At 71.2% G+C, this 25624-nt stretch carries 1 protein-coding gene; it reads left to right on the forward strand.

Annotated features, from left to right (window positions below):
• Window positions 1-3 precede the first annotated feature (3 nt).
• Window positions 4-25605 carry a non-ribosomal peptide synthase/polyketide synthase gene (locus ACFVMC_RS30405; protein WP_379215971.1) on the forward strand — a complete coding sequence of 8534 codons (25602 nt, stop codon included), beginning with the start codon at window positions 4-6 and terminating at the stop codon, window positions 25603-25605.
• Window positions 25606-25624: the final 19 nt, after the last annotated feature.

A 25624-nucleotide genomic window follows, 5' to 3' on the forward strand; every position in this document is an offset into this window, starting at 1 on the left:
GGGATGCGCGACCATCGATCACCCGGACCGACCTATCCGCTGACCGCCGCGCAGCGCGCGATCGGATTACTCCAGCAGCTGGCGGGCGCGACACCGGTGTCCAACGCGCTGTATCTCGAGCTGGCCGGCGAGCTCGACACCGCGCTGCTGAGCGCGTCGTTCGGGCAGGCGCTCGACGAATTCGAGGTCAGCCGCGTGCGCGTGGTCGAGGTGGACGGCGAACCACGTCAGGTGGTGGACGACACCGCCAATGGCGCTGTCCGGCAGCTGGATTGCACCTCGGCAGCCGATCCGGTCGCCGCCGCCGAGGAATGGATGCGAGCCGACTACCGCGCGCCGATCGATCTCGCGAACGGCCCGGTGGTGCAGGGCGCGGTGGTCCGGGTCGGCGCGCGGCGCTGGTTCTGGTACCTGCGCGCTCATCACATCGTGATGGACGGCATCGCCGCCCTGAACATTCTCACCCGGAGCGCGCAGCTCTACAACGCCGCCCGGGCGGGCAACGAGCCTGCGCGGCAGACGATTCGGTCGCTGGGCGAGATCGTCGCCGCGGACCAGCAGTACCGCGCCTCGCAGCGCTTCGACGACGATCGAACGTTCTGGTCGAAGTATGTGGCGGAGCTCCCCGTGCCGGTGACGCTCACCGATCGGGTCGCGCTCGCCGAGCAGCATCCGCTGTCGGTGAGCGCCCTGCTGTCCCCGGAAACCGACACCGCGCTGCGCACCGCCGTCGCGACCCGGCCCGGCGGCTCGGCGGTCTTCGTCCTGGCCGCGTTCGGCGTGTACCTGGCGCGGCTGACCGGAACCGACGACGTCGTGCTCAGTGTGCCGGTGTCCGCGCGGGTCACGGCCGCCATGGGGCGTTCCGGCGGTATGACCGCCAATATCGTGCCGTTCCGGGTGCGGGTCACTCCCGGCCACTCGGTCGGGGCACTGCTCGAGCAGGTCCGGTCCACGATGCTCGAGGTGCTGCGCGGGCAGCGCTACCGGCACGAGGATATGCTCCAGGACTCCGAATCGGTTGCCGCGCGCCATCTTCCACAGGCGGCCGGGCCGATGGTCGACCTGATGATTCTCGATACTCCGATCGTGCTCGGCGATATCACCGGCCGGCTGCGGGTGCTGACGCCGGGGCTGGTTCCCGATCTCTCGGTGAACGTCTATCCGTCCGTCGGCGGCGAGAGCACCCGCCTCGATTTCTTCGCCAACCCGAGCGTCTACTCCGCGGACCAGATCGCCGGCCACCACCGGCGTTTCATGAAATTCCTGGACACCTTCCTGCACAGCGTGAACACCGATCCCGGGCTGCCGGTGCACACCGTCGAGTTGCTCACGCCGGACGAGCGCCGCCTGCTGCTGGAATCCGGCGTGGGCGGGCCGGGGCCGGAGCCGGTCACGTTGCCCGGCTTGCTGTCTCGCGCGGTGGCGGCGCACGGGGACCGGCTCGCGATCCTCGACCCCGCGCACCCCTGGACCTACCGGGAACTCGACGACTGGTCGAATCGGTGCGCGTGCGCATTGCTCGAGCACGGCGCGGGACCGGAAACGACGGTGGCCATCGCGATCACCCGCTCTCCGGCGTGGGTGCGCGCGGTCTGGGCAGTCGCCCGGACCGGCGCCGCGTTCGTGACCATCGATCCCGCCCAGCCGGTCGAGCGCAATCGATTCGTGCTCGCCGACTGCGCGGCCGTCCTCGTGCTCACGAGCGGCGAAACCGATGGCGGCGCTGTCGATTCGGACCGGTTCGGGACTCGCGTGATCGACATCGACCGGCTCGAACCACACGGCGACCCGCAACGAACTGTCGCGGCGCGACTCGGCAATACGGCCTACATCGTCTACACCTCGGGCTCGACGGGCACACCGAAAGGCGTCGCCGTCACCCACACGGGGCTGTCCGCCGTGGCGGACACCCTCGCCCGGCAGTACCGGCTCGGCAGCGACTCCCGCGTGCTGGCCGTCGCCGCCCGCACCTTCGACGCGGCGATCTTCGAGGTGCTGGCGGCCGTGTCCGCCGGGGCCGCGCTCGTCGTCGCGCCCGCCGACGTGTTCGCCGGCGCGTCCTTGCAGGAGCTCATGCATGCCCAGCATGTGACACATGCATGTTTGACTCCAGCTGTCGCCGCCACGCTCGCCCCGGCCCGGCTCGCGGATCTGCGCGTGCTCATGGTCGCGGGCGAGGCATGCCCGCCCGCGCTGGTGCGGCACTGGTCGTGCGGCAACGCCGAGATGTACAACCTGTACGGCCCCAGCGAAGCCACGATCTGGGTCACCGCGGCGGCAGTGCACCCCGATACCCCGGTGTCGCTGGGCTCCCCCATCCCCGGCGTCCGGCTGACGGTCCTGGACACCCGGCTGCGGCCCACCCCCTCGGGCGTCGCGGGCGAGCTGTACCTCACCGGTCCCGGCGTGGCGCGCGGCTATCTCGGCCGTGCCGCGGCGACCGCGGCCTCGTTCGTCGCGGACCCGTACAGCCCCCCGGGCACGCGCATGTACCGCACCGGCGACGTCGTGCGCTGGGGCGGCCGGGACACCCCGCGCCCGATATTCGTCGGGCGCGCCGATTCCCAGGTCAAGATCCGCGGCCAGCGCCTCGAACTCGGCGAGATCGAAGCCACGCTCGACGCGCTCGACGAGGTGCGCCAGGCCATCGTCACCACGGCCGGCACGACTGCCGAAACAGCCTGGCTGGCCGCATATCTCACGGCGACCCCGGGCCATGTCCTCGCCCCGGAGGCGGTGCGGCGGGCGGCGGCCCGGCGGCTGCCCGGGTACATGGTCCCCGAGACCGTCACAGTCCTCGACGAGCTCCCGATGACCCCCAGCGGCAAGGTCGATCGCCGCGCGCTGCCGGCGCCGCGGCGATCGATGGCGGCCTACCGCGCCGCCTCGTCCCCCTTCGAGGAGATCACCGCCGCCGCGTTCGCCGAGGCGCTCGGCGTCGAACAGATCGGCGTCGACGACGACTTCTTCGCGCGCGGCGGCCATTCGATCTCCGCGACGCGCGTGGCGAACCGGCTGGCCGAACTGACCGGCCGCGCGGTCGGTGTCCGCGATATCTTCGACGCGCCGACGGCCGCCGGGCTGGCCCGGGTGCTCACCGAGCGCGAGGCGGGTGCGGCCCCGTCGAAACTGGTCCTCCGGGCGCGCCCCGCCCGAATCCCGCTGTCCTTCGCGCAATCACGCATGTGGTTCGGCAACCGCTTCGATCCGCATGCACCGACCTACAACATTCCCCTGGTGTTCCGGCTGGCCGGAACACTGCACACCGAGGCCATGGCGGCGGCCCTCGGCGCGGTGGTCGCGCGGCACGAGGTGCTGCGGACCCGCTATCCCGAGCTGGATGGTGTGCCGTATCAGGAGGTCGTGCCCGCGGATCCGGTGCTCGAGTTCGCCGAAGCGACTCCGGCGGACCTGACCGACGCGGTGACGGCCCTGGTCCGCCGTGGATTCGATCTGCGCACGGATATGCCGGTGCGAGCCACCGTGCTTCGATGCGGTCCGGCCGAGCAGGTGCTCGTGCTCGTGCTGCATCACATCGCCGCGGACGGTTTGTCGATGCCGCCGCTGCTGCGGGATCTGTCGACGGCCTATACCGCGTTCGCGGCCGGACGGGAGCCCGAGTGGGAACCACTGGCCGCGCAGTACGCGGACTACGCGGTGTGGCAGCGGGCGCTACTGGACTCGGAGTCCGAGGCCGCAGCTGCGCTCGCGGCCCAATGTCGTTACTGGGAAGGGGAATTGGCGGACGCGCCGCAGCCGATCACCCTGCCGGTCGATCGCGGGCGGCCGCCGGTGCTGAGCACACGCGGTGCTGTCGTCGAGTTCACCATCGACGCCGCCCGGCGCGAGGCGCTGTATCGGCTGGCACGCGAGCATCGGGTCAGCGCGTCGATGGCCTTGCAGGCCGCGCTGGCGGTGGTGCTGTCGCGGCTCGGCGCGGGATCGGATGTCTCGATCGGCGGCCCCGTGGCGGGACGGAGCGAGGAGGCCCTGCGCGACCTGGTCGGCTTGTTCGTCAATACCTGGGTGCTGCGGGTGGATCTGTCCGGCAACCCGCGGTTCGAGCAGGTGCTCGACCAGGTTCGGCGAAAGGCGTTGTCCGCCTACGAGAATCAGGACGCGCCGTTCGAGCGCCTGGTGGAGCTGCTCAATCCGGCCCGCTCCACGGCCTACAACCCGCTGTTCCAGGTATCGCTGGAAGTGCAGGCGGGCGGACTGCCCGCACTCGACCTGCCCGGCCTGGTCACCGAATTCCTCACCTGCTCCACCGGAACCGCCAAGAACGATCTGCACATCGATCTCATCGAGACCCGGGCCACGGCGACGACTCCCCCGGTGTTCACCGGACGGATCGAATACGCCACCGACCTGTTCGATCGCAGCACCGTCGCGGAGTTCGCCGACCGCTACCTCCGGGTGCTCGACGCGGTGTGCGCCGACCCGTCCGCGGCGATCGCCGATATCGGCCTGCTGGCCGACACCGAACGCGAACGGATGCTGGCGCAAGGGCATGCACGCTCCGGTGCCTCGCAACCGGAGACCACCATCGTGGCGGCGTTCCGCGAACGAGTCGCCGCCGCACCGAATTCGGTCGCGATCCGGTGCGACGACACCGAGCTCACGTACGCGGAATTGGCGGCGCGCGTGGATATCCGGGCGCGGGCCCTCGCGCACCGGGGTGTCGGACCGGGTGCGGTGGTGGCCGTGGCCCTGCCCCGATCGGTCGATCTGGTGACCGCGCTCCTGGCGGTGGTCGTGGCCGGTGGCGCGTACCTGCCGATCGATCCCGACTATCCGAGCGGCCGGATCGAATTCATGCTGGGCGACGCGGATCCGCTACTGGTACTGACGACCGGAACCGTCGCAACGAATCTGCCGCCGGGTGGGCACGCGTGCCTGGATGTCGCGGTGCTCGACAGCGCGTTCCCCCAGGTCGTCCTGCCGTCACCCGCACCCGCCGACGCGGCCTATGTGATCTACACATCGGGTTCGACCGGACAGCCGAAGGGCGTGGTCGTCGAGCACCGGGGCGTGGTGAACCTGGCGGCCTACGGGTGGCCGGGCGGAACGGGCGCGCGGGTGCTGCTGCATTCGTCGATGGCGTTCGACGGCTCGGCGTACGAACTGTGGCCGGCGCTGCTGACCGGGTCGACGATCGTGATCGCGCCGCCCGGGCGCGCGGATCTCACCGCGCTGGGCCGCGTCGTGTCCCGCCACGACGTGACGGACCTGTATGTCACCACCCCGCTGTTCGAGATCCTGGCGAGTTCCGGGTCCGAGCCGGTGCTCGGCTCGCTGCACCGCGTGGTCACCGCCGGTGACGCGTTGCGGCCGGCGGCCGTGGCGCGCTTCCGTGACCGGTGGCCGGCGGTGGAGGTGGTCAATGCCTATGGGCCGACCGAGAATACGGTGTGCGTCTCGACCTACGTGATCCCTGACTCGCCGAATTCCTCGAGCGGTGCCACCGTCCCGATCGGCGCTCCCGTGGGGAATATGCGCTTGTTCGTCCTGGACGCGCGCTTGCGCCCGGTGCCGGTCGGGGTACCGGGCGAACTGTATGTGGCCGGGGTGCAGCTGGCACGCGGCTACCGGAACCGGCCGGGCCTGACCGCGCAGCGGTTCCCGGCCTGCCCGTTCGGCGCGGGTGAGCGCATGTACCGGACCGGCGACCTGGTGCGGTGGACCCGGGCGGGGCAGCTGGAATTCGTCACCCGCGCCGACGACCAGGTGAAGGTGCGCGGGTACCGGATCGAGCCGGGCGAGGTCGAGTCCGCCCTGGCCGCGCACCCGCTGGTGTCGCAGTCGGTGGTGATCGCTCGCGAAACAGGTTCCGCGACCGCGGATTCGGCCGACAAACGGCTGCTCGGCTACATCACTCTCGAACCCGCGCGCGCGGTGCCCGACGAGGTCGACCACGCCGCCGAGATCCGCCGGTTCCTCGCGCAGCGCCTGCCGGAGTACATGGTCCCCTCGGCGATCGTCGTCCTCGATCGGCTTCCGTTGACACCCAATGGGAAAGTGGATCGACGTGCCTTGCCCACGCCGGTCCACACGCCCGCGGACCCGCGCGCCGCGACGACCCCGGGCGAGGAACTGGTCGTCACCGTCTTCGCCGACGTCCTCGGGGTGGCACACCTCGGGGTCGACGACGATTTCTTCGCGCACGGTGGACATTCGCTGTCGGCGATGCGCGTGGCCGCGCGATTGACGGCGCTGCTGGACACCGAGGTGGGGGTGCGGGACATCTTCGAGTCCCCCACACCCGCTCGGCTGACGCGCACGCTCACCGAACGCGAGGCGAGCCTCGATCCGGCCCGAACGGAGTTGACCGTCCAGCCCCGGCCGGAGCGAATTCCCCTGTCGTTCGCGCAGTCCCGGCTGTGGTTCATCAACCGATTCGAGCCCGACTCCCCCGCCTACAACATTCCGATGGTGCTGCGCCTGCGCGGGCCGCTGGATCAGGCCGCGCTGGCGGCGGCATCGGCCGATGTGGTGGCACGGCACGAGAGCCTGCGCACCGTGTTCCCCGATGCGGACGGGGTGCCCTACCAGCACATCCTGCCCGTCGACCAGGCCGCGATCACGATCGAGCAGCTGACGGTCACACCCGGCGAGCTCGACCGGACCGTCACTTCGCTCGTACGCCGCGGATTCGATCTCGCGACCGAACTGCCGTTACGAGTGACGGTGCTGCGCAACGGTTCCGACGACCAGATCCTGGTACTGGTGCTGCATCACATCGCCGCGGACGGCTGGTCGATCGCGCCGTTCGTGCGCGACCTCACGGCGGCCTACACCGCGCGCCGGGCCGGGCGCTCGCCGCGGTGGGCGGCACTGCCGGTGCAATACGCGGACTTCACGCTGTGGCAGCGTGCGACCCTGGGCACGGAATCCGATCCGGACAGCGTACTGGCACGGCAATTCCGTTACTGGGCAGCGGCATTGGCGGATGCTCCGCAGCCGATCGCCCTGCCGGCCGACCGTCCGCGACCGCCGGTGGCGAGCAATCGCGGCGACGTCATCGAGTTCGCCTTCGAGCCCGCGCTGTGCGAAGCGATCGCCCGGCTGGCCCACGAACGCCAGGTGACGGCGTCGATGCTGTTGCAGGCGACGCTGGCGGTCCTGCTGTCGCAGCTGGGCGCCGGCTCGGACATCAGCCTCGGCGGCCCCGTCGCCGGGCGCACGCAGGCGGCGACCTACGATCTGATCGGCTTCTTCGTCAACACCTGGGTGCTGCGCGTCGACCTGTCCGGCGATCCGCGTTTCACCCAGGTCCTCGATCAGGTGCGCCGAAAAGCGCTGACCGCCTACGAGAATCAGGACGCTCCCTTCGAGCGGCTGGTCGAACTGCTGCAACCCACCCGGTCGGCCGCCTACCATTCGCTGTTCCAGGTGTCGTTCGCATTGCAGAACAACCTGCTGCCCGAGCTGCGGCTGCCGGAGCTGGCGGTCGAGATCGTTCCGGCGATCACCGGTACCGCCAAATTCGACCTGCACGTCGATGTGGTGGAGCGGGCGAATCCGGCCGGTGGCGCTCCGGTGCTGTCGGGACGTATCGAGTACGCCACCGATCTGTTCGATCGCGCGACCGTGACCGATCTCGCCGCGCGCTATCTGCGCCTGCTGGAGACCGTCACCGCGGATCCGGACCTGCCGCTCGACCGGATCGACCCGCTCACGCCTGCTGAACGCGAGCGGGTGCTGCGAACGTGGAACGACACGGCCGCGCCCGTGCCTCGGTCCGGCTCGATCGCGCAGCTGTTCGCCGCCCGGGTCGCGGCCGCGCCGGACGCCGTCGCCCTCGCGCATGCCGAGGGCGAGCTCAGCTATCGTGCGCTGGCGGAACGGGTGGATGCGCTGGCCCGGACGCTGATCGACCGGGGTGCCGCTCGCGGATCGGTCGTCGCCGTGGCGCTGCCGCGGTCGGTGGATCTGGTCGTCGCCGTCCTGGCCGTCATCGTGGCCGGTGGCGCGTATCTGCCGATCGATCTCGACTATCCCGGCGACCGAATCGAATTCATTCTCGACGACGCGGATCCACTGCTGGTGCTGACGACGGTGGCTGTCGCCGCGGAACTGCCCCCGGGTACGCGGTCGGTGCTGGCGCTGGACGCCGGCGACCACGACGGCCCGGCCCGTGCCGTCGAATTCCCCACGCTGACACCGGCGGACGCGGCGTATGTCATCTACACCTCCGGTTCGACCGGACGCCCCAAGGGCGTGGTGGTCGAACACCGCGGCGTACTCACCATGGCGGCGCACGGCTGGCCCGGTGGCGCGGGCGACCGGGTGCTGCTGCATTCCTCGATGGCCTTCGACGCCTCGGCCTACGAACTGTGGCCCGCGCTCCTGGCGGGCTCGACACTCGTTGTCGCACCACCGGATCGCCTCGATCTCGCCGCGCTGACGCGCACCATCGCCCGCCACCGCGTTACCACGATCTTCGCGGCCACCGCGCTGTTCGAGGTACTCGCCACCGCGGAACCGGAGCTCGAGCTCACGCCGGTGCGCCAGGTCGTCACCGGCGGTGACGCCCTGAGTTCGGCGGCGGTCACCCGATTCCGGGACCGCTGGCCGGGCGTCGATATCGCCAATGCCTATGGGCCGACCGAGAATACGGTCTGCGTCTCGACCCACCGGATTCTCGCGTCGCACCCCTGGTCCGCCGAGACCCCGGTGCCGATCGGCACGCCGGTCGCGAATGTGCGGGTGTTCGTACTGGATTCGCGTCTGCGGCCGGTGCCGATCGGTGTTCCGGGCGAGTTGTACGTGGCCGGAGCGCAAGTGGCGCGCGGATATTCGGGCCGGGCCGGGCTCACCGCGCAGCGGTTCGTGGCCTGCCCGTTCGCGAGCGCGGAGCGGATGTACCGGACCGGGGACGTGGTGCGGTGGACCCGCACCGGACTGCTCGAATTCGCGGGCCGCGCCGACGATCAGGTCAAGGTGCGCGGGTACCGGATCGAACCCGGCGAGGTCGAGGCGGCCCTGGTGGCGCACCCGGCGGTGGCGCGGGCCGTCGTCGTCGCCCGCGCCCTGGGGGCCGGCACGAGCTCGGCGGAGGTACTCGACAAGCAGTTGGTCGCCTACCTCGTGCGCGACACGACCGCCGGCCAGGACAGCGGCCGGGCGGCCGATCTGGTCGAGCACTGGCGTGCGGTCTACGACAACCTCTACGGCGGCAAGGAGAGCTACCTCGGAAACGGCCGGACCTGCGCCGAACCGCTGGCGCTCGACGCCGATTTCGGCGGCTGGAACAGCAGTTACACCGGCGAGCCGATTCCCGTGGCGCAGATGCGGGAGTGGCGCGACGCGGTCGTGGAGCGGGTGCTCGGCCTGCGGCCGGTACGTGTGCTGGAGATCGGCGTCGGATCGGGCTTGCTGATGTCGCGGCTGGCGCAGCGGTGCGCCGAATACTGGTGCACCGACTTCTCCGCGGCCACCATCACCAATCTCGGTGCGCGGCTGCGTGAATCGGGCGTGGACTGGGCGGATCGGGTGCGGTTGCGCGTGCAGTCCGCCGACGACGTCTCCGACCTGCCACCGGACCACTTCGATGTGGTGGTGGTGAACTCGGTGGCACAGTACTTCCCGAACGCCGCCTACCTGATCGACGTCATCGAGAAGGTGCTCGCACTGCTGGCGCCCGGCGGCGCGTTGTTCCTCGGCGATCTCCGCAATCTGTCGCTGCTGCGCGAGTTCGCCACCGGCACCCAGCTCGCCGGCGGCGAGGAGCAGGACACGGTCGCCGCCGCGCGCGCCCGGGCCCGGCGCGCGCTGTCCGCGGAGCAGGAACTGCTCATCGCCCCGGAGTTCTTCGGGGCGTTGCGATCACGGATCACCGACATCGCGGCGGTGGACATCGAATTGAAGTACGCGCCGGTCGACAACGAGCTGACCCGCTACCGCTACGACGTGGTGCTGCACAAGGCCCCGGCGAAGGTCCACTCGCTGGCCGAGCTCCCGCGGCGGAACTGGGCCGAATTCGGTGACCTGCGGGAATTGCGCGCTCACCTCGCCACCGAGGTGCCCGACGGACTGCGCATCGTCGGAATACCGCATGCCGGTACGGTGTCCGATGTCGCGGCCACCCGGCTGCTCGAGACAGCGGACGAGCACGCGCGGACAGCCGATCTCGACCTGGTGCACCGGGGCCCGGCCGTGCTGCCGCACGAGCTCCGGGCGCTCGGCACGGAATCGGGGTGCACGGTGGCCGTCACCTGGTCGCCGGTGCCGGGCCACATGGACGCGGTCCTGGTCCGAGACGCGGAAGAGACCACGGTCTTCGACGATATCTATTCCGGCGCGGGAATACTGGAGTCGCCGAGCGCCTACGTCAACGATCCCGGGGCCGGTGATCTGGTGGCCGATATCCGGCACTTCGCGGCGGAACGCTTGCCGGAGTTCATGATTCCGGCGGCCATCGTGCTGCTCGACGAGCTGCCGCTGCTGCCCAGCGGCAAGGTGGATCGTCGCGCGCTGCCCGCACCCCAGCTGAGCACCTCGGACTATCGCGCCCCGTCGACGCCCTGGGAGGAGATCGTCGCCACGGTCTTCGCGGATGTCCTCGGCATCGATCGGGTCGGCGTCGAGGACGACTTCTTCGCGCTGGGCGGCCATTCCCTGTCGGCGACCCGGGTCACGTCCCGGGTGGCGACGGCGACTGGTCTCACGGCGGAAGTGCGCGATGTGTTCGATGCGCCGACCGCGGCCCGCCTGGCCGCGATCCTGGCGGTGCGTTCCGCCGCGGGTCCGAGCGTGCCACTGGCGCGACGGGCGCGGCCCGATCGAATTCCTTTGTCGTTCGCGCAGTCTCGCATGTGGTTCCTCAACCGCTTCCAGCCCGGCTCCCCCGCCTACAACATCGCGGTGGTACTGCGTGTGCGCGGGCCGCTGGATCCGGCGGCACTGACCGCGGCCATCGGTGATCTCGCGGCGCGGCACGAGAGCCTGCGCACGGTGTTCCCGGACGAGCAGGGCACGCCGAGTCAGCGGATTCTACCGGTCAGCGACGCTCCCGAGCTCGCGCCGGAGACGGTCGAGGCGGCCGGACTCACCGAGCGCGCGCGCGATATCGTACGGCAGGGCTTCGACGTGTCCGCGCGGCCGCCGTGGCGAATCTCGCTGTTGCGCAGCGGGTCCGAGGACCATCTGCTGGTCGCGGTGTTCCATCACATCGTCGCCGATGGATGGTCCGTCGCGCCGATGGTGCGTGATCTCTCCCTCGCCTACACCGCGCGTCTGGCGCGGCAGGCGCCCCAGTGGCCGCCGCTGCCGGTGCAATACGCCGACTACACCCTCTGGCAGCACGAGGTGCTCGGCACGGAATCCGATTCGACCAGCGCGGTCGCCCGCCAACTCGCCTATTGGACAAGCCGGCTCGCGGAACTGCCGGACCGGCTGGAGTTGCCCGCCGATCGGCCGCGACCGGTGGCCGCGTCCCAGCGAGGCGGTACCTACTCCTTCGCACTGGACGCCGCGACGGCGACGGGGGTGGGCGCGGTGGCGCGCACCCAGCGGGTAACGCCGTTCATGGTGGTGCACGCGGCCCTGGCGGTACTGCTGTCGCGGCTGTCGGGCAGCACCGACATCGCGGTCGGTACGCCGATCGCGGGTCGGGGCGCGGCGGCGCTGGACGGCGTGATCGGCATGTTCGTCAATACGCTGGTACTGCGCACTCCGGTCGAGCCGGCCGCGACGTTCTCCGAGCTCCTCGCTCGGTGCCGTCAGGTGGACCTGGCCGCGTTCGCCCACGCCGACATTCCGTTCGAACGCGTCGTGGAGGCGCTCGATCCGCCGCGCAGCCAAGCGCACCATCCGCTGTTCCAAGTGCTGCTGGCCTTCCAGAACCTCGATCTGGACCCGACGCTGGCGAGCTTGCCCGGGCTCGAGGTCGAGCCGCTGCGGAGTCTGGATATCGGGATCGAGCGGTTCGACCTCACCCTCACCGTCGCCGACATACCGGACAACGCGACCGCCGAGGTGCCGATCACGATCAGCTATGCCCTCGACCTGTTCGAAGAGTCGACCATCACCGCGTTCGCGCAGCGCTTCCAGAGGATTCTGGCCGCCGTCGTGGCCGATCCGGCGATCGGCCTGCGGGAGCTGGATCTGCTCGCGCCCGAGGAGCGGAAGTCGTTGCGCCGGTGGGGCGATGGCGGCCCCGGCCCGGAGCCGGAGGGATTGGCCGCGATCCTGGCCCGCGCCGCGGCGGAATTCCCGGCGCGCCCGGCGGTCGTGGCCACCGGGCGGGAATGGACGTACCGGGAGCTCGACGAGTGGTCGAATCGGTGCGCGCGGGCGCTGATCGCCCGGGACGCCGGACCGGAATCCGTGGTGGCCATCGCCGTTCCCCGGTCCGCCGCCTGGGTGCGCGCGGTATGGGCGGTCGCGAAGACCGGTGCGGCGTTCGTCTCCCTGGATCCGGCCCAGCCGTGGGAACGCACCCGCGGGATCGTCGCCGATTGCGCACCCCGCGTCGTACTCACCGCCGCCGGGTCGACCGGCGACTGGACGACGCTGGATGTCTCCGTGTTCGACCTGGACGAATTCGATTCTGCCCCATGGGATCACGCTGCGCTCGACGATGATGATCGGCGCTGCGCGATGCGGCCGGACAGCACGGCCTATGTCGTGTACACATCGGGGTCGACCGGCACGCCGAAGGGGGTGGCGGTACCCCACACCGGGCTCGCCGCGCTCATCGCGGCGCAACGCCGGGATCTGGGAGCGACCGCCGAGTCACGTGTTTTGGCGGTCGCCGCACGCACTTTCGACGCGGCGATCTTCGAACTGCTGCTGGCGACACCCAATGGCGCGGCACTCGTCGTCGCTCCCGAGGATGTCGTGGCCGGGCCGCCGCTGGCCGAGCTGATCCGCGCCGCGAAGGTGACGCATGCATGTGTGACGCCCGCGGTCGCGGCCACGCTCGACACCGCGCGCTCGCACGGTCCGCGGGTACTGATGCTCGCGGGTGAAGCCTGCCCGCCGGCGCTGGTCCGGCACTGGGCGGCCGAGAACCGCTGCGTACACAACCTGTACGGGCCCAGCGAGGCCACGATCTGGGTGACCGGCGCGAACATGCTTGCCGGCCGAGGTGTTTCGATCGGAGCGCCGATCCCCGGCATGCGCACGGCCGTGCTGGATTCCGTGCTGAACGCGGTGCCACCGGGTGTGATCGGAGAGCTCTACGTCGCCGGGCCCGGCCTGGCCCGCGGATACCTCGAGCGCCCCGGCCTCACCGCCGCGGCGTTCGTGGCCGACCCGTTCGGCCCCGCCGGATCCCGCATGTACCGCACCGGCGATCTGGTGCGGCACCGGCCCGGGGACGGAGCGCTCGAGATCAGCGGCAGGGCCGACGCCCAGCTCAAGATTCGCGGTCAGCGCCTGGAGCTCGGCGAGATCGAAAGCGTGCTGAGCGATATCGACGCCGTGCGGCGCGCTGTCGTCACCTCGGTCACGTACGGCCACACGGCGCGGCTGGCCGCCTACATCACCCCCGCGAACGGCCACCGGCCCGATCCCGCCGTCGTCCGGGCGGCCGCCGCGCGGCGGCTGCCGTCCTACATGGTCCCCGACGCCGTCACGATCGTGGACCAGATCCCGCTGACCCCGAGCGGGAAGGTGGACCTGCGCGCACTGCCGGAACCCGAGTGGCCGACCACGACGTACCGCGCGCCCGCCACCGCCGCCGAGGAGATCGTGGCCGCGGTGTTCGCGCAGGTCCTCGGGCTCGACCGCGTCGGTGCCGACGACGACTTCTTCGCCCTGGGCGGCGACAGCATCGTCTCCATCCAGGTCGTCGCCCGGGCCAAGGACCGCGGTGTGGTGTTCACGCCCCGGCAGGTGTTCGAGGCGCGCACGGTCGCGGGGCTGGCGCGCGTGGCCGAATCGGTCGCTCCCGCACCGGTTCTGGAGGAATTGCCCGGCGGGGGCACCGGCTCGCTGCCGCTGACCCCGATCGTCCGCTGGATGGTGGAGCGCGGTGGGTTCGCGCCGTTCAATCAGACCCTGGTGCTCTCCGCCCCGGCAGGGTTGGATCGGACCGCTCTGACGACGGTCCTGGCCGCGTTGCTGGATCGGCACGACATGCTGCGGGCGCGTCTGTGGCACGACAGCCGCGAGTGGCGCTGGGAGACGCGGCCCAGCGGCGCGGTGGACGCCGAGTCGCTGGTGCGCACGATCGTCGTCGATCCGGCCAGCACCCGGCAGGATCGGCATCGGCTCGCCGAGGCAGAAGTCGCTGCGGCACTGCACCGGCTGGATCCTGCCGAAGGCGTTGTCCTGCAAGTACTGTGGTTTGCCTCCGCCGATCCATCGCAGGCCGGTCAGCTGGTCTTCGTCGCGCATCACCTGGTGGTGGACGGGGTGTCGTGGCGCATCATGCTGCCCGACCTGATCGCGGCCTGGCGGCAGCACCGCGACGGCGCGACGGTGGCACTGCCGCCGACCGGGACATCCTTGCGGCGCTGGGCACACGGCCTGGTCGAGGCGGCGCGTATACCGCGACGGGTGGCGGAACTGGCGCTGTGGCAGCGGATCCTCGACGGTCCGGACCCGGCGCTCGGGTCGCGTGTGGCGCACCGGGCGTGCGCGATACGCGTACGGCGCGTGGAGCTTTCGCCGGAGGACACCGAGGCCCTGCTCACCCGGGTGCCCGCGGCCTGCCACGGCGATGTCCAGGACGCCCTGGTCGCCGCGCTGGCCCTGGCGGTACGGCGCTGGCGTGCCGGGCGCGGCGTCACGGAATCCTCGACGCTGCTGCGGCTGGAAGGCCACGGCCGCGAAGAACAGGTCCTCCCGGGTGCGGACCTGACCTCGACGGTCGGATGGTTCACCACCGTGTACCCGGTGCGGATCCGGTTGGCCGGAGTCGATCTCGACGATGCCTTCGCGGGCGGGGCGGCGATCGAGACGGCGGTCAAACTGACCAAGGAGCAGTTGCGTGAGATCCCCGACCACGGCATCGGCTACGGCTTGCTGCGCTACCTCAACGCCGACACCGCGCACGCGCTGCCCGAGGCGCTGCCCGCGCAGATCGCCTTCAACTACCTCGGCCGGCTGACCGGTCCGGCCACCGCCGAATTCGCCGTCACCGACGAACTCGGTACGCCGATCGCCGACGCCGACCTGCACATCATGGCCAGCGCGGTCGTCGACATCACGGCCGCGGTCACCGCGGGGCGGCTCTCGGCCACCTTCGCCTACCGCGACGACCTGCTCGACGAGCCGGAGATCGACGAACTGGCCCGGTCCTGGGCCGATGCCCTGCACGCGGCCGTCACCCGGCTGCGCGCCCCGGACTCCGGCGGGCACACCCCCTCGGACTTCCCGCTGGTACGGGCCTCCCAGGCCGACGTCTCGACCTGGGAGGCGCGCTATCCCGGCCTGACCGAGGTCTGGCCGCTGTCACCGTTGCAGAGCGGGCTGCTGTTCCATGCCCGGCTCGCCGAGTCGACGGTGGACGTGTACGCGGTGCAACTCGCGATCACGCTGTCCGGCACGGTCGATGCCCAGCGACTGCGGCGCGCGGCCGGATCGCTGCTGGAGCGGTATCCGAATCTGCGGGTGGCGTTCTCCGGCACTGCCGAGGGCACGGGCGTGCAGGTCGTCGCGTCGGAGGCGGTCGCGCCGTGGCGCGAGCTCGACCTGCGCGCGGTACCGGCGACGGAGTCGGACGCCGCGCTGGCCGCGGTGCGGGATCGGGACCGGGCCGAGCCGTTCGACCTCGAAACGCCACCGCTCATGCGTTTCACCCTGGTCACCGTCGCGGAGGGCCGATACGAGCTGCTGCTCTCCTATCATCACGTGCTCTTCGACGGATGGTCGATGCCGACGCTGCTGCGGGCCCTGCTCGCGGCGTACGCGGCACCGGAGGACGCGCCCCGCACGGATCCGGCGGGATCGTATCGGTCCTATCTCGAATGGCTCGGCCGCCGGGATCCGGCGGACTCGCTGCGAGTGTGGCGGGCCGCGCTCGACGGCGCCGAAGCGACACTGCTGGCGCCACGGGCGGCGCAGCGGGCAACCGAGCGATCCGGCTCTGTCACAGTCGATCTCGGCCACGGACTCGCCGACCGGGTGAGCGCCACGGCAGTGGCCGCCGGGGTCACGGTGAACACCGTGTTCCAGGTGGCGTGGGCGACTGTGGCGGGCTACCTGGCCGGGCGCGACGATGTCGTCTTCGGGGCCACGGTATCCGGCCGTCCCGCCGAGCTGCCCGGTATCGAAGCCGCGGTCGGGTTGTTCATCAACACCATCCCGGTGCGGGTCCGCCGGGTGCCCGGCGAATCGATCGCCGCGCTGCTGGGCCGCGTCCAGGCCGAGCAGTCCGAACTCCTGGCCCACCATCACCTCGGACTGTCCGATATCCATGCCGCACTGGATGTTTCGTCGCTGTTCGACACGGTGCTGGTGTTCGAGTCCTATCCGGTCGACGAGGCCGCGCTCGCGGCCCAGGCCGCCGCGATCCCCGACCTGCGGGTCGAGGAGCTGCGGTCCGACGACGCGGCCCACTATCCCCTCGCGCTGGTGGTCGGCAAGGAGCACTCGTTCCGCGCCCAGGTGCAGTACCAGCCCGGCGTCTGCACCCGGGAATGGGTTGCGGCCGTGGCTGATCGGCTCACGCGCGTCCTGACCGCGATGGCCGACGACTCGTCGCGCCCCCTGGAGTCGATCGATCCGCTCGCACCCGCCGAACGAGCTCGGCTGGCCCCGGTGCGCGGCATCCCGGCTCGGCCGCCGCGACCGCTCGCGGACCTGCTCGCGGCCGGAGCCGCCCTCGACCCGGCCGCGCCCGCGGTGGTGTCGGGCGCGACGACACTCAGCTTCGGCGAACTCGATGCGACGTCGAATCGATTGGCGCGCTTGCTGATCGAACGTGGCATCGGGCCCGGTGACGCCGTCGCGCTGGCGCTGCCGCGAGGTGTCGAGTTCCTGCTCGGGGTGTGGGCGGTGACCAAGGCGGGTGCGGCTTTCGTACCGGTCGATCCGCGGTATCCGGCCCAGCGGGTCACCGGCATGGTCGCCGATTCCGGAGTGCGCCTTGCCCTGTCGGTGCCGGACACGGCGCACACCCTGCCCGAATCCCTGGATCGGCTGCTGCTCGACGATCCGGACCTGCGTCCTCGCCTCGCGGCGTACTCGGCGTCCACGGTGACCGATTCCGATCGGGTGCGTCCGCTGCGCCGGAGCAACACCGCGTACGTGATCTACACCTCCGGGTCGACGGGCACACCGAAGGGGGTTCTCGTCGGCCACGACGGCCTGGCGAACTTCACCGCCGAGCAGCGCGAACGCTACGACCTGGGACCGGAATCGCGGGTACTGGCCGTCTCCGCGCCGGGTTTCGACGCGGTGATGATGGAACTGCTGATGGCACACCCGAACGGCGCGGCGCTGGTGGTCTCGCCGCCGGATGTCTTCGGCGGCTCGGCACTGACCGATCTCATTCGGCGGCAGCGGGTTTCGCACGCCTTCGTGACGACCAGCGTGCTGGCGACCATGTCGCCGGTCGGACTGGACACGCTGCGGGTGCTGGTCACCGGCGGCGAGCGGGTGCCCGCCGAGCTGGTCGCCGCGTGGGCGCCGGATCGACGGCTGTACATCGCCTACGGGCCGACCGAGACCGTCATCGTCACCACGATCAGCACGCCGATGGCTCCGGAGGAGCCCGTGCACCTGGGCGGGCCGATCCGCGGTATCGAGGCGGTCGTGCTGGACGCGCTGCTGCGCCCGGTGCCGGTCGGCGTCGGCGGCGAGCTGTATCTCGGCGGTATCCAGCAGGCCCTCGGCTACTCGAATCGCCCCGGGCTCACGGCGGCGGCGTTCGTCGCGAATCCGTTCGGCCGCAGCGGTTCCCGCCTGTATCGCACCGGCGACCAGGTGCGCTGGAACGCGCAGGGTACCTTGGATTACCTGGGCCGCAACGACTTCCAGGTGAAGGTGCGCGGCCAGCGGGTCGAGCTCGGTGAGATCGAGGCGGTGCTCGCCGAGCCGCCCGGGGTGACCCGGGCCGTCGTGGCACAGCACGCCGAATCCCGGCGGCTGATCGGCTATCTGGTCGGCGCGGAGCTCGACGCGGAGCAGGTACTGGCCGCGGCCCGGCATCGGCTCCCGGCACATATGGTGCCCGACGCGTGCGTGGTCCTGCCCGAACTGCCGCTCACCGTGAGCGGCAAGGTCGATCGCGCGGCGCTGCCGGAACCGCAAGCGCGCACCCGCGCCTACCGCGCCCCGGCCACGCCCGCCGAGCAGGTGATCGCGGAGCTCTTCGCCGAGCTGCTGGGGCTCGACCGGGTCGGTGCGGACGACGACTTCTTCGCGCTGGGCGGGCATTCGCTCTCGGCGATGCGAGTGTCGTCGCGGCTGTCGGCGGCGACCGGCGTCCAGGTCGGCGTGCGCGAGGTGTTCGAATCGCCCACGCCCGCACGCCTGGCCGAGACGCTGGCGAGTGGCCGCGGCGCGGCGGTGGCGGCACCGGTCGCGCGGGAGCGGCCCGAGCGGGTGCCCCTGTCGTTCGCGCAGCAGCGGATGTGGTTCATCGACCGCATGCACGGCGCGTCGGCGGCCTACACGATTCCGCTGGTGCTGCGGTTGACCGGCGAACTGGACACCGCGGCCCTGCGCGCGGCGATCGGCGATGTGGTGGCGCGGCACGAGAGCCTGCGCACGGTGTTCCCCGACGACGCGGGGACCCCGTTCCAGCGGGTGTTGCCCGCCGCCGAAGCCGCGGTGCGGATCGACGCACGCTCGGTGGATCCGGCACGGCTCGACGCCGCCGTCGCCGCATCGATCCGCCCGGAATTCGATCTCGCGACCGAGCTCCCGGTACGAGTCACCGTGTTGGACAGCGGTTCCGGCGAACACACCCTGGCCCTGGTGCTGCATCACATCGCCGCCGACGGCTGGTCGATCGCGCCGCTCGCCCGCGACCTGTCCAACGCCTACTCGGCCCGGCTGGCCGGACGCGCCCCCGAGTGGACACCCCTGCCGCTCCAATACGCCGACTACGCCCTGTGGCAGCGGGCGGAGCTGGGGGCGCACGACGACCCGGAATCGGCGGCCGCGCGTCAACTCGCCTACTGGACAACCCAGCTGGCGGGCCTGCCCGATCGGCTCGAGTTGCCTGCCGATCGAGCACGGCCGATGGTCGCCTCGCACGCGGGCGGCACCTACTCGTTCGTGCTCGGCGGCGAATTGTTCGCCAGGATCGACGGGCTGGCGCGCGCCCACGGGGCGACGGTGTTCATGGTCGTGCACGCGGCGGTGGCGCTGCTGCTGTCACGGCTGTCCGGCGGTACCGACATCGCGGTCGGCACGCCGATCGCGGGGCGCGGGGCCGCGGCGCTGGACGACCTGGTCGGCATGTTCGTCAACACACTGGTCCTGCGCACGCGGATCGACGAGGCCGACTCGTTCGCGGATCTGCTCGAGCAGGTCCGGCAGACGGATCTCGAAGCCTTCGCCCACGCCGATATCCCGTTCGAGCGCGTGGTGGAGGCCATCGATCTGCCCCGGACCCAGGCGCACCATCCGCTGTTCCAGGTGCTGCTGGCCTTCCAGAATCTCGACCTGGATCCGGCGGCCGCGCGTCTGCCGGGCCTCCGCGTCACGCCCGTGGCGCTCGATACCGGGGTCGAACGATTCGATCTCTCGATCACGGTCGCCGATATCCCGAACTCGGACGGCGATATTCCGGTCGCCCTCGGCTACGCCACCGACCTGTTCGATCGGTCGACCGTCGAGCGGATGGCCGCTCGGCTCACGCGCATCCTGGTCGCGGTGACCGCCGATGCCGCGGTCGGATTGCGCGCGCTGGACGCACTCGACGCGAGCGAGCGGGAGTCGGTGCGCGCGTGGGGTGACGGCGGTGCGGCCCCGGCCCCGATCACGCTGTGCGAGCTGGTCTCCCGCGCGGCCGCGCGGTTCGGCGATCGGCTCGCGGTCGTCGCCGGGCCGGACCGCCTGACCTATGCGGAACTGGATCGCTGGTCGAATCGGTGCGCGCGTCTGCTGATCGCGCACGGAGCCGGCCCGGAAACCGTGGTGGCGATCGCGCTCGCACGCTCGGCGGAGTGGGTGCGCGCGGTATGGGCGGTCGCGAAAACCGGCGCGGCGTTCGTATCCCTGGATCCGGCGCACCCGAGGGAACGGAATCGGTCGGTGCGCACCGACGCCGGTGCGACGATCCTCCTCGCCGCGAGCGGATCGGAATCCGACGACACCGATCTGCACGTGATCGATCCCGCGCTCGATCTTCGCGAGTACAGCGACGCACCGATCACCGAGCGCCTCGGTGTGGTGCGGGCGGACCACACCGCGTATGTCGTCTACACCTCGGGAACGACCGGCACACCCAAGGGGGTCGCCGTCACCCATGCCGGATTGGCCGCCGTCGCCGCCGCACAGCGCGACATGTTCGGTCTCGACGCCGATTCCCGGGTATCGGCTGTGGCCGCACGGACTTTCGACGCGGCGGTATTCGAACTGCTGGCGGCGACATCGGCCGGAGCGGCGGCGATCATCGCTCCCGCCGACGTCTTCGCCGGACCACGACTGGCGACGCTGATCGAATCCGAAGGCGTCACGCACGCCTGTCTGACGCCGGCGGTGGCGGCCACGATGGAGCCGGTGCGCGGGCTGCGCGTGCTGATGGTCGCCGGGGAGGAATGCCCGGCGGCGCTGGTGCGGCAGTGGTCCGAGGGTCCTCGGATCTACAACCTGTACGGGCCCAGCGAATCCACGATCTGGGTCACGGCGGCCGAAGTGACTGTGGGCGAGCCGGTCTCGCTGGGCCGGCCGATCCCCGGGGTCCGGGCGGTGGTACTCGACGGGTGGCTGCGTCCGGTGCCGCCGGGTGTGGTCGGCGAACTCTACGTCGCCGGGCCCGGCGTGGCCCGCGGATATCTCGGCCGAGCCGCCTTGACGGCCGCCGCGTTCGTCGCCGACCCGGCCGACCCGGCCGGACCGGCCGGGTCCAGGATGTATCGCACGGGCGATCTGGTGCGCTGGGCGCCCGCGGGCGCAGGGCCCGCCCTGCGGTACGCCGGACGCGCCGATCGGCAGATCAAGATCCGGGCTCAGCGTCTGGAACTCGGCGAGATCGAAGCCGCGCTGACCGGGCTGGACGAGGTGCGCCACGCGGTGGTAGTCGCGCACACCGCGGGAGTCGAGCCGAGCGCGACGACGCGATTGGCCGCCTACGTCACCGCCGCACCCGGGTACTCGCTCGACCCGGTCGCGGTCCGGCAGGCCCTCGCACGCCGCCTGCCGTCGTTCATGGTGCCCGAGGCCGTCACGGTGCTCGACGTGCTTCCGCTCACCAGCAACGGCAAAGTGGATCGCCGCGCGCTGCCCGCCCCGGAATGGCCTGCGGCGGTGACCTTCCGGGCCGCCTCGACGCCGTTCGAGGAGATGGTGGTCTCGGTATTCGCCGAGTTGCTGGGGACCGACCGGGTCGGTGTCGACGACGACTTCTTCGCGCTGGGCGGGCATTCGCTCTCGGCGACCCGGGCGGCGGCCCACCTGGCAGCAGCGGCCGGTGTCGAGGTGAGCGTGCGGGAAGTCTTCGACGCGCCCACCGGGGCGCGGCTGGCGCGGCTGCTGACCGAGCGATCGTCCGGAGCGGATCCCGCCCGGTCGCGGCTGGTGGCGCGCGAGCGCCCGGAGTATCCGCCGCTGTCGTTCGCGCAGTGGCGGATGTGGTTCATCAACCGCCTCGACCCGGACTCACCGGCCTACAACATCCCGCTCGTGCTGCGCTGCGCCGGCACGCTCGATATCGGGGCGCTGCGGGCCGCCCTCGGCGATCTGGCGGCGCGGCACGAAACACTGCGCACGGTGTTCGGGGACCACGACGGGAGTCCGTACCAGCGGATCCTGCCCGAGCACACCGTGCCCCTCGAGGTGCGGACCGTCGACGCGGCCGACCTCGAGCAGGCGGTACTGCCGCTGATTCGGCGCGGGTTCGATCTCACCTGCACTCCCCCGTTGCGAGTCACCGTGCTGGACACCGGTTCTCACGAGTACGTCCTCGTGCTCGTGCTGCATCACATCGCGGCCGACGGTGCGTCCCTGGCGCCGCTGGCGCGGGATCTGTCGCTGGCGTACTCGGCGCGCGTGGCGGGGCGGGAACCGCGGTGGGACGGGCCGCTGCCGGTGCAGTACGTGGATTACAGCCTGTGGCAGCGTGAGCTGCTGGGCGCCGAGTCCGACCCGCAGAGCCGGTCCGCACGTCACATCGACTACTGGAAAACACAATTGGCGGATCTGCCGATTCGGCTGGACCTGCCCGCCGACCGGCCGCGGCCCGCGGTCGCCACACAGCGCGGTGACGTGTATTCCTTTGCGCTGGACGCGGACACGGCGGCCGGACTCCACGGGATCGCCCGCGCACACCGGGCGACGATGTTCATGGTGCTGCACGCGGCGCTGGTCCTCGCGCTGGCCCGGGTGTCGGGCAGCGGCGATATCGCGGTGGGCACGCCCGTCGCGGGCCGGGACGCCGCCGCACTGGACGGGCTGATCGGCATGTTCGTCAATACGCTGGTGTTGCGGACCCGGGTCGAGGAGTCCGGCTCGTTCGGCGACCTGCTCGAGCAGTGCCGCCGGGTCGATCTGGAGGCGTTCGCGCATGCCGATATTCCGTTCGAACGGGTCGTGGAGGCCCTCGATCCGCCGCGCAGCCAGGCGTATCACCCGCTGTTCCAGGTGCTGCTGACGTTCCAGCACCTCGAGGTCGATCCGGCGCAGGCGCGGATGCCCGGAATCGAGTGCACGCCGGTGGATCTCGGTACCGGCGTGGAACGATTCGATCTGACCGTCACGGCATCGGACACGGCCGACGGTGGAGTGTCGATCGGGCTGAGCTATGCCGCAGATCTTTTCGATCGGTCCACGATCGTCGCGTTGACGCGGCGGCTGGGGCGGATCGTCGATGCCGTGGTCACCGATCCCGCGGTACGTCTGCGCGAGATCGATGTGCTCGATCCGGACGAGCGAAATGTCCTGTCCCGGTGGGGTGCCGGTGACGTGGCCCCGGAACGGGCCACCCTGACCGAGATCCTGGATCGGGCCGCGCTCGAGCACGCGGATCGGGTCGCGCTCGTCGCTTCCGGGCGCGAGTGGACCTATCGTGAGCTCGATCAGTGGTCGAACCGATGCGCTCGACAGCTGATCGAGTCCGGAATCGGGCGGGAATCGGTGGTCGCGGTGCTGCTTCCGCGTTCCGCGGAGTGGGTATGCGCGGTGTGGGCGGTCGCCAGGACCGGGGCCGCGTTCGTATCCGTCGATCCGGCGCATCCGGCCGCACGCAACCGGCTCATTCTCGCGGAGTGCGACATCGCGCTCACCCACGGGACACTCGATTCGGCGGTGGCGAATCCCGAGGCCCGGCCCGGCATTCGAGTGCTCGACCTGGACCTCGATCTGTCGGCGTACAGCGCAGCGCCGGTCGGCGACAGCGAGCGGGGCGGCGCGGTGCGGCCCGCCAACTCCGCGTACGTCATCTACACCTCGGGGTCGACCGGCACACCCAAAGGCGTCGCCGTCACCCACGCGGGGCTGGCGGCCGTGGCCGCCGTCCAGCTGGTACGGTGGCGGCCCGACCCGGGCTCCCGCGTATTGGCCGGTGCCGCACGCACTTTCGATGCCGCCGTGATCGAATTGCTGGTGGCGGTGGGCTCCGGTGCGGCGCTGATCGTCGCGCCGGACGATGTCTTCGCCGGGGAACCACTGGCGGAGTTGCTGCGTGAGCAGCGGGTCACGCACGCGTTCATGGCCCCCTCGGTCGGCCTTTCCGTCGATCCCGATGGGCTCGAGGACCTGCGGGTGGTGGTGAGTGGTGGCGAGGCGTGCCCGCCGGAGTTGGTGCGACGGTGGGCGGGCACAGATCCCGCCGGGGTCCGCACGCTGTTCAACGTGTACGGGCCCAGCGAGTGCACGATGTGGATCGCAGGTACACCGCTGACGGTCGGCGATCCGGTATCGCTGGGTCGTCCGATACCGGAAGCACGTCTGGCGGTACTCGATTCGGCGTTGCGGCCGGTGCCGCCCGGCACGGTCGGCGAGCTGTACGTGGCCGGTCCGAACGTGGCGCGCGGCTATCTCGACCGGCCGGGGATGACCGCGGCGTCGTTCGTGGCCGATCCCGGCGGGGCGTCGGGTACACGGATGTATCGGACCGGCGACCTGGTGCGGTGGCTGCCCTCCGGCGCCGACGCGGCGCTGATGTTCGTGGGGCGCGCCGACTTCCAGGTGAAACTGCGTGGCCAACGCCTCGAACTCGGCGAAATCGAAACGGCGCTGACGGAATCGGCCGGGGTAGGGCAGGCGGTGGTCACCGTGCACGACGCGGGCGGTGCGCGGTTGGCCGCCTACGTTACGGCCGAGCCGGGCCACGACCTCGACGCGGCGGCGATCCGGCAGGCAGTCGCCGACCGGCTGCCGTCGTTCATGGTGCCCGACACCGTCACCGTGCTCGAGCGGCTGCCGCTGACCGCGCACGGGAAGATCGACCGCCGCGCACTGCCCGCGCCGGAGTGGGTGGGCACCGCCTATCGCGCGCCTTCGACGCCGCTCGAGGAGATCGTGGTCGCGGTGTTCCGCGAGGTGCTCGGCGTCGAACAGGTCGGCGTCGACGACGACTTCTTCACCCTGGGCGGCACGTCGGTCGTCGCCATGCGATTGGTGTCGCAGCTGCGGGCACGGACGGAGGTGGCGGTGCCGTACCGGCTGCTGTTCGCCGATTCGACACCGGCGGCACTGGCCCGATATCTGGCGAAACCGCAGTCCGAGCTGGGCGTCTCACTCGGCGTCCTGACACCGTTGCGCTCCACCGGGCACCGGACGCCGCTGTTCTGCGTCCATCCGGGTGGCGGCCTGGCCTGGGTGTACGGCGCGCTCGCGGGTCACCTGGACCCGGACCGGCCCGTCTACGGGCTCCAGGATCCCTATATCGTCGAGGACGGCCCCCGGCTGGAGTCGGTGCAGGACTATGCCGAGCGCTATGTCGAGGAACTGCTGAAGTCGTTCCCGGGCATCACGTATCACCTGCTGGGCTGGTCCCTGGGCGGGAAGATTGCACACGCGATGGCGGCCCGATTGCAGCAGCTGGGTCACCCGGTCGGACTGCTGGCCCTGGTCGACGCGGGCGTCGCGGAGAACCTGGTCCGCGCACCCGAGCCGGACGAACTGCACACCCGGCAGGCGCTGACCGAATTCCTGCGCGGCTGGCGCGAATTCCTCGGTTTGGCCGACGAGCAGCCGATCGAGGAGCCGGCGACGCTGCTCCCGCTCATCGCGGATCGGCTGAGCAGTGCAGGCATCCTGACCCCGGACCAGGTACAGCGGGTCATCGAGTGCTTCACCACGCCGGTGTCGCACGCCCCGGGCCGCTTCGACGGCGACGCCGTCCTGTTCGTCGCCACCCGGGAAACCTACCGGGACCAGGTCGCCGCGACGTGGCGCGGGCATATCACCGGGGCCGTTCACGAGATTCCGATCGACGAATGGCATACGGGCATGCTGAATCCGAACGGGGCCGCAGCCATCGGCCCGACGGTGAACACGCTGCTGCGGGAGCGGGAGGAGGGTTCCGGAAGCTGATTCGGTGGCGGCCGGAACC

It is taken from the genome of Nocardia sp. NPDC127579, from assembly GCF_042672005.1.
GTDB lineage: Bacteria > Actinomycetota > Actinomycetes > Mycobacteriales > Mycobacteriaceae > Nocardia.

What these genes read in the sequence shown, in the direction of transcription:
- ACFVMC_RS30405 (WP_379215971.1), top strand. Translation starts at nt 4, where the DNA reads ATGCGCGACCATCGATCACCCGGACCGACCTATCCGCTGACCGCCGCG.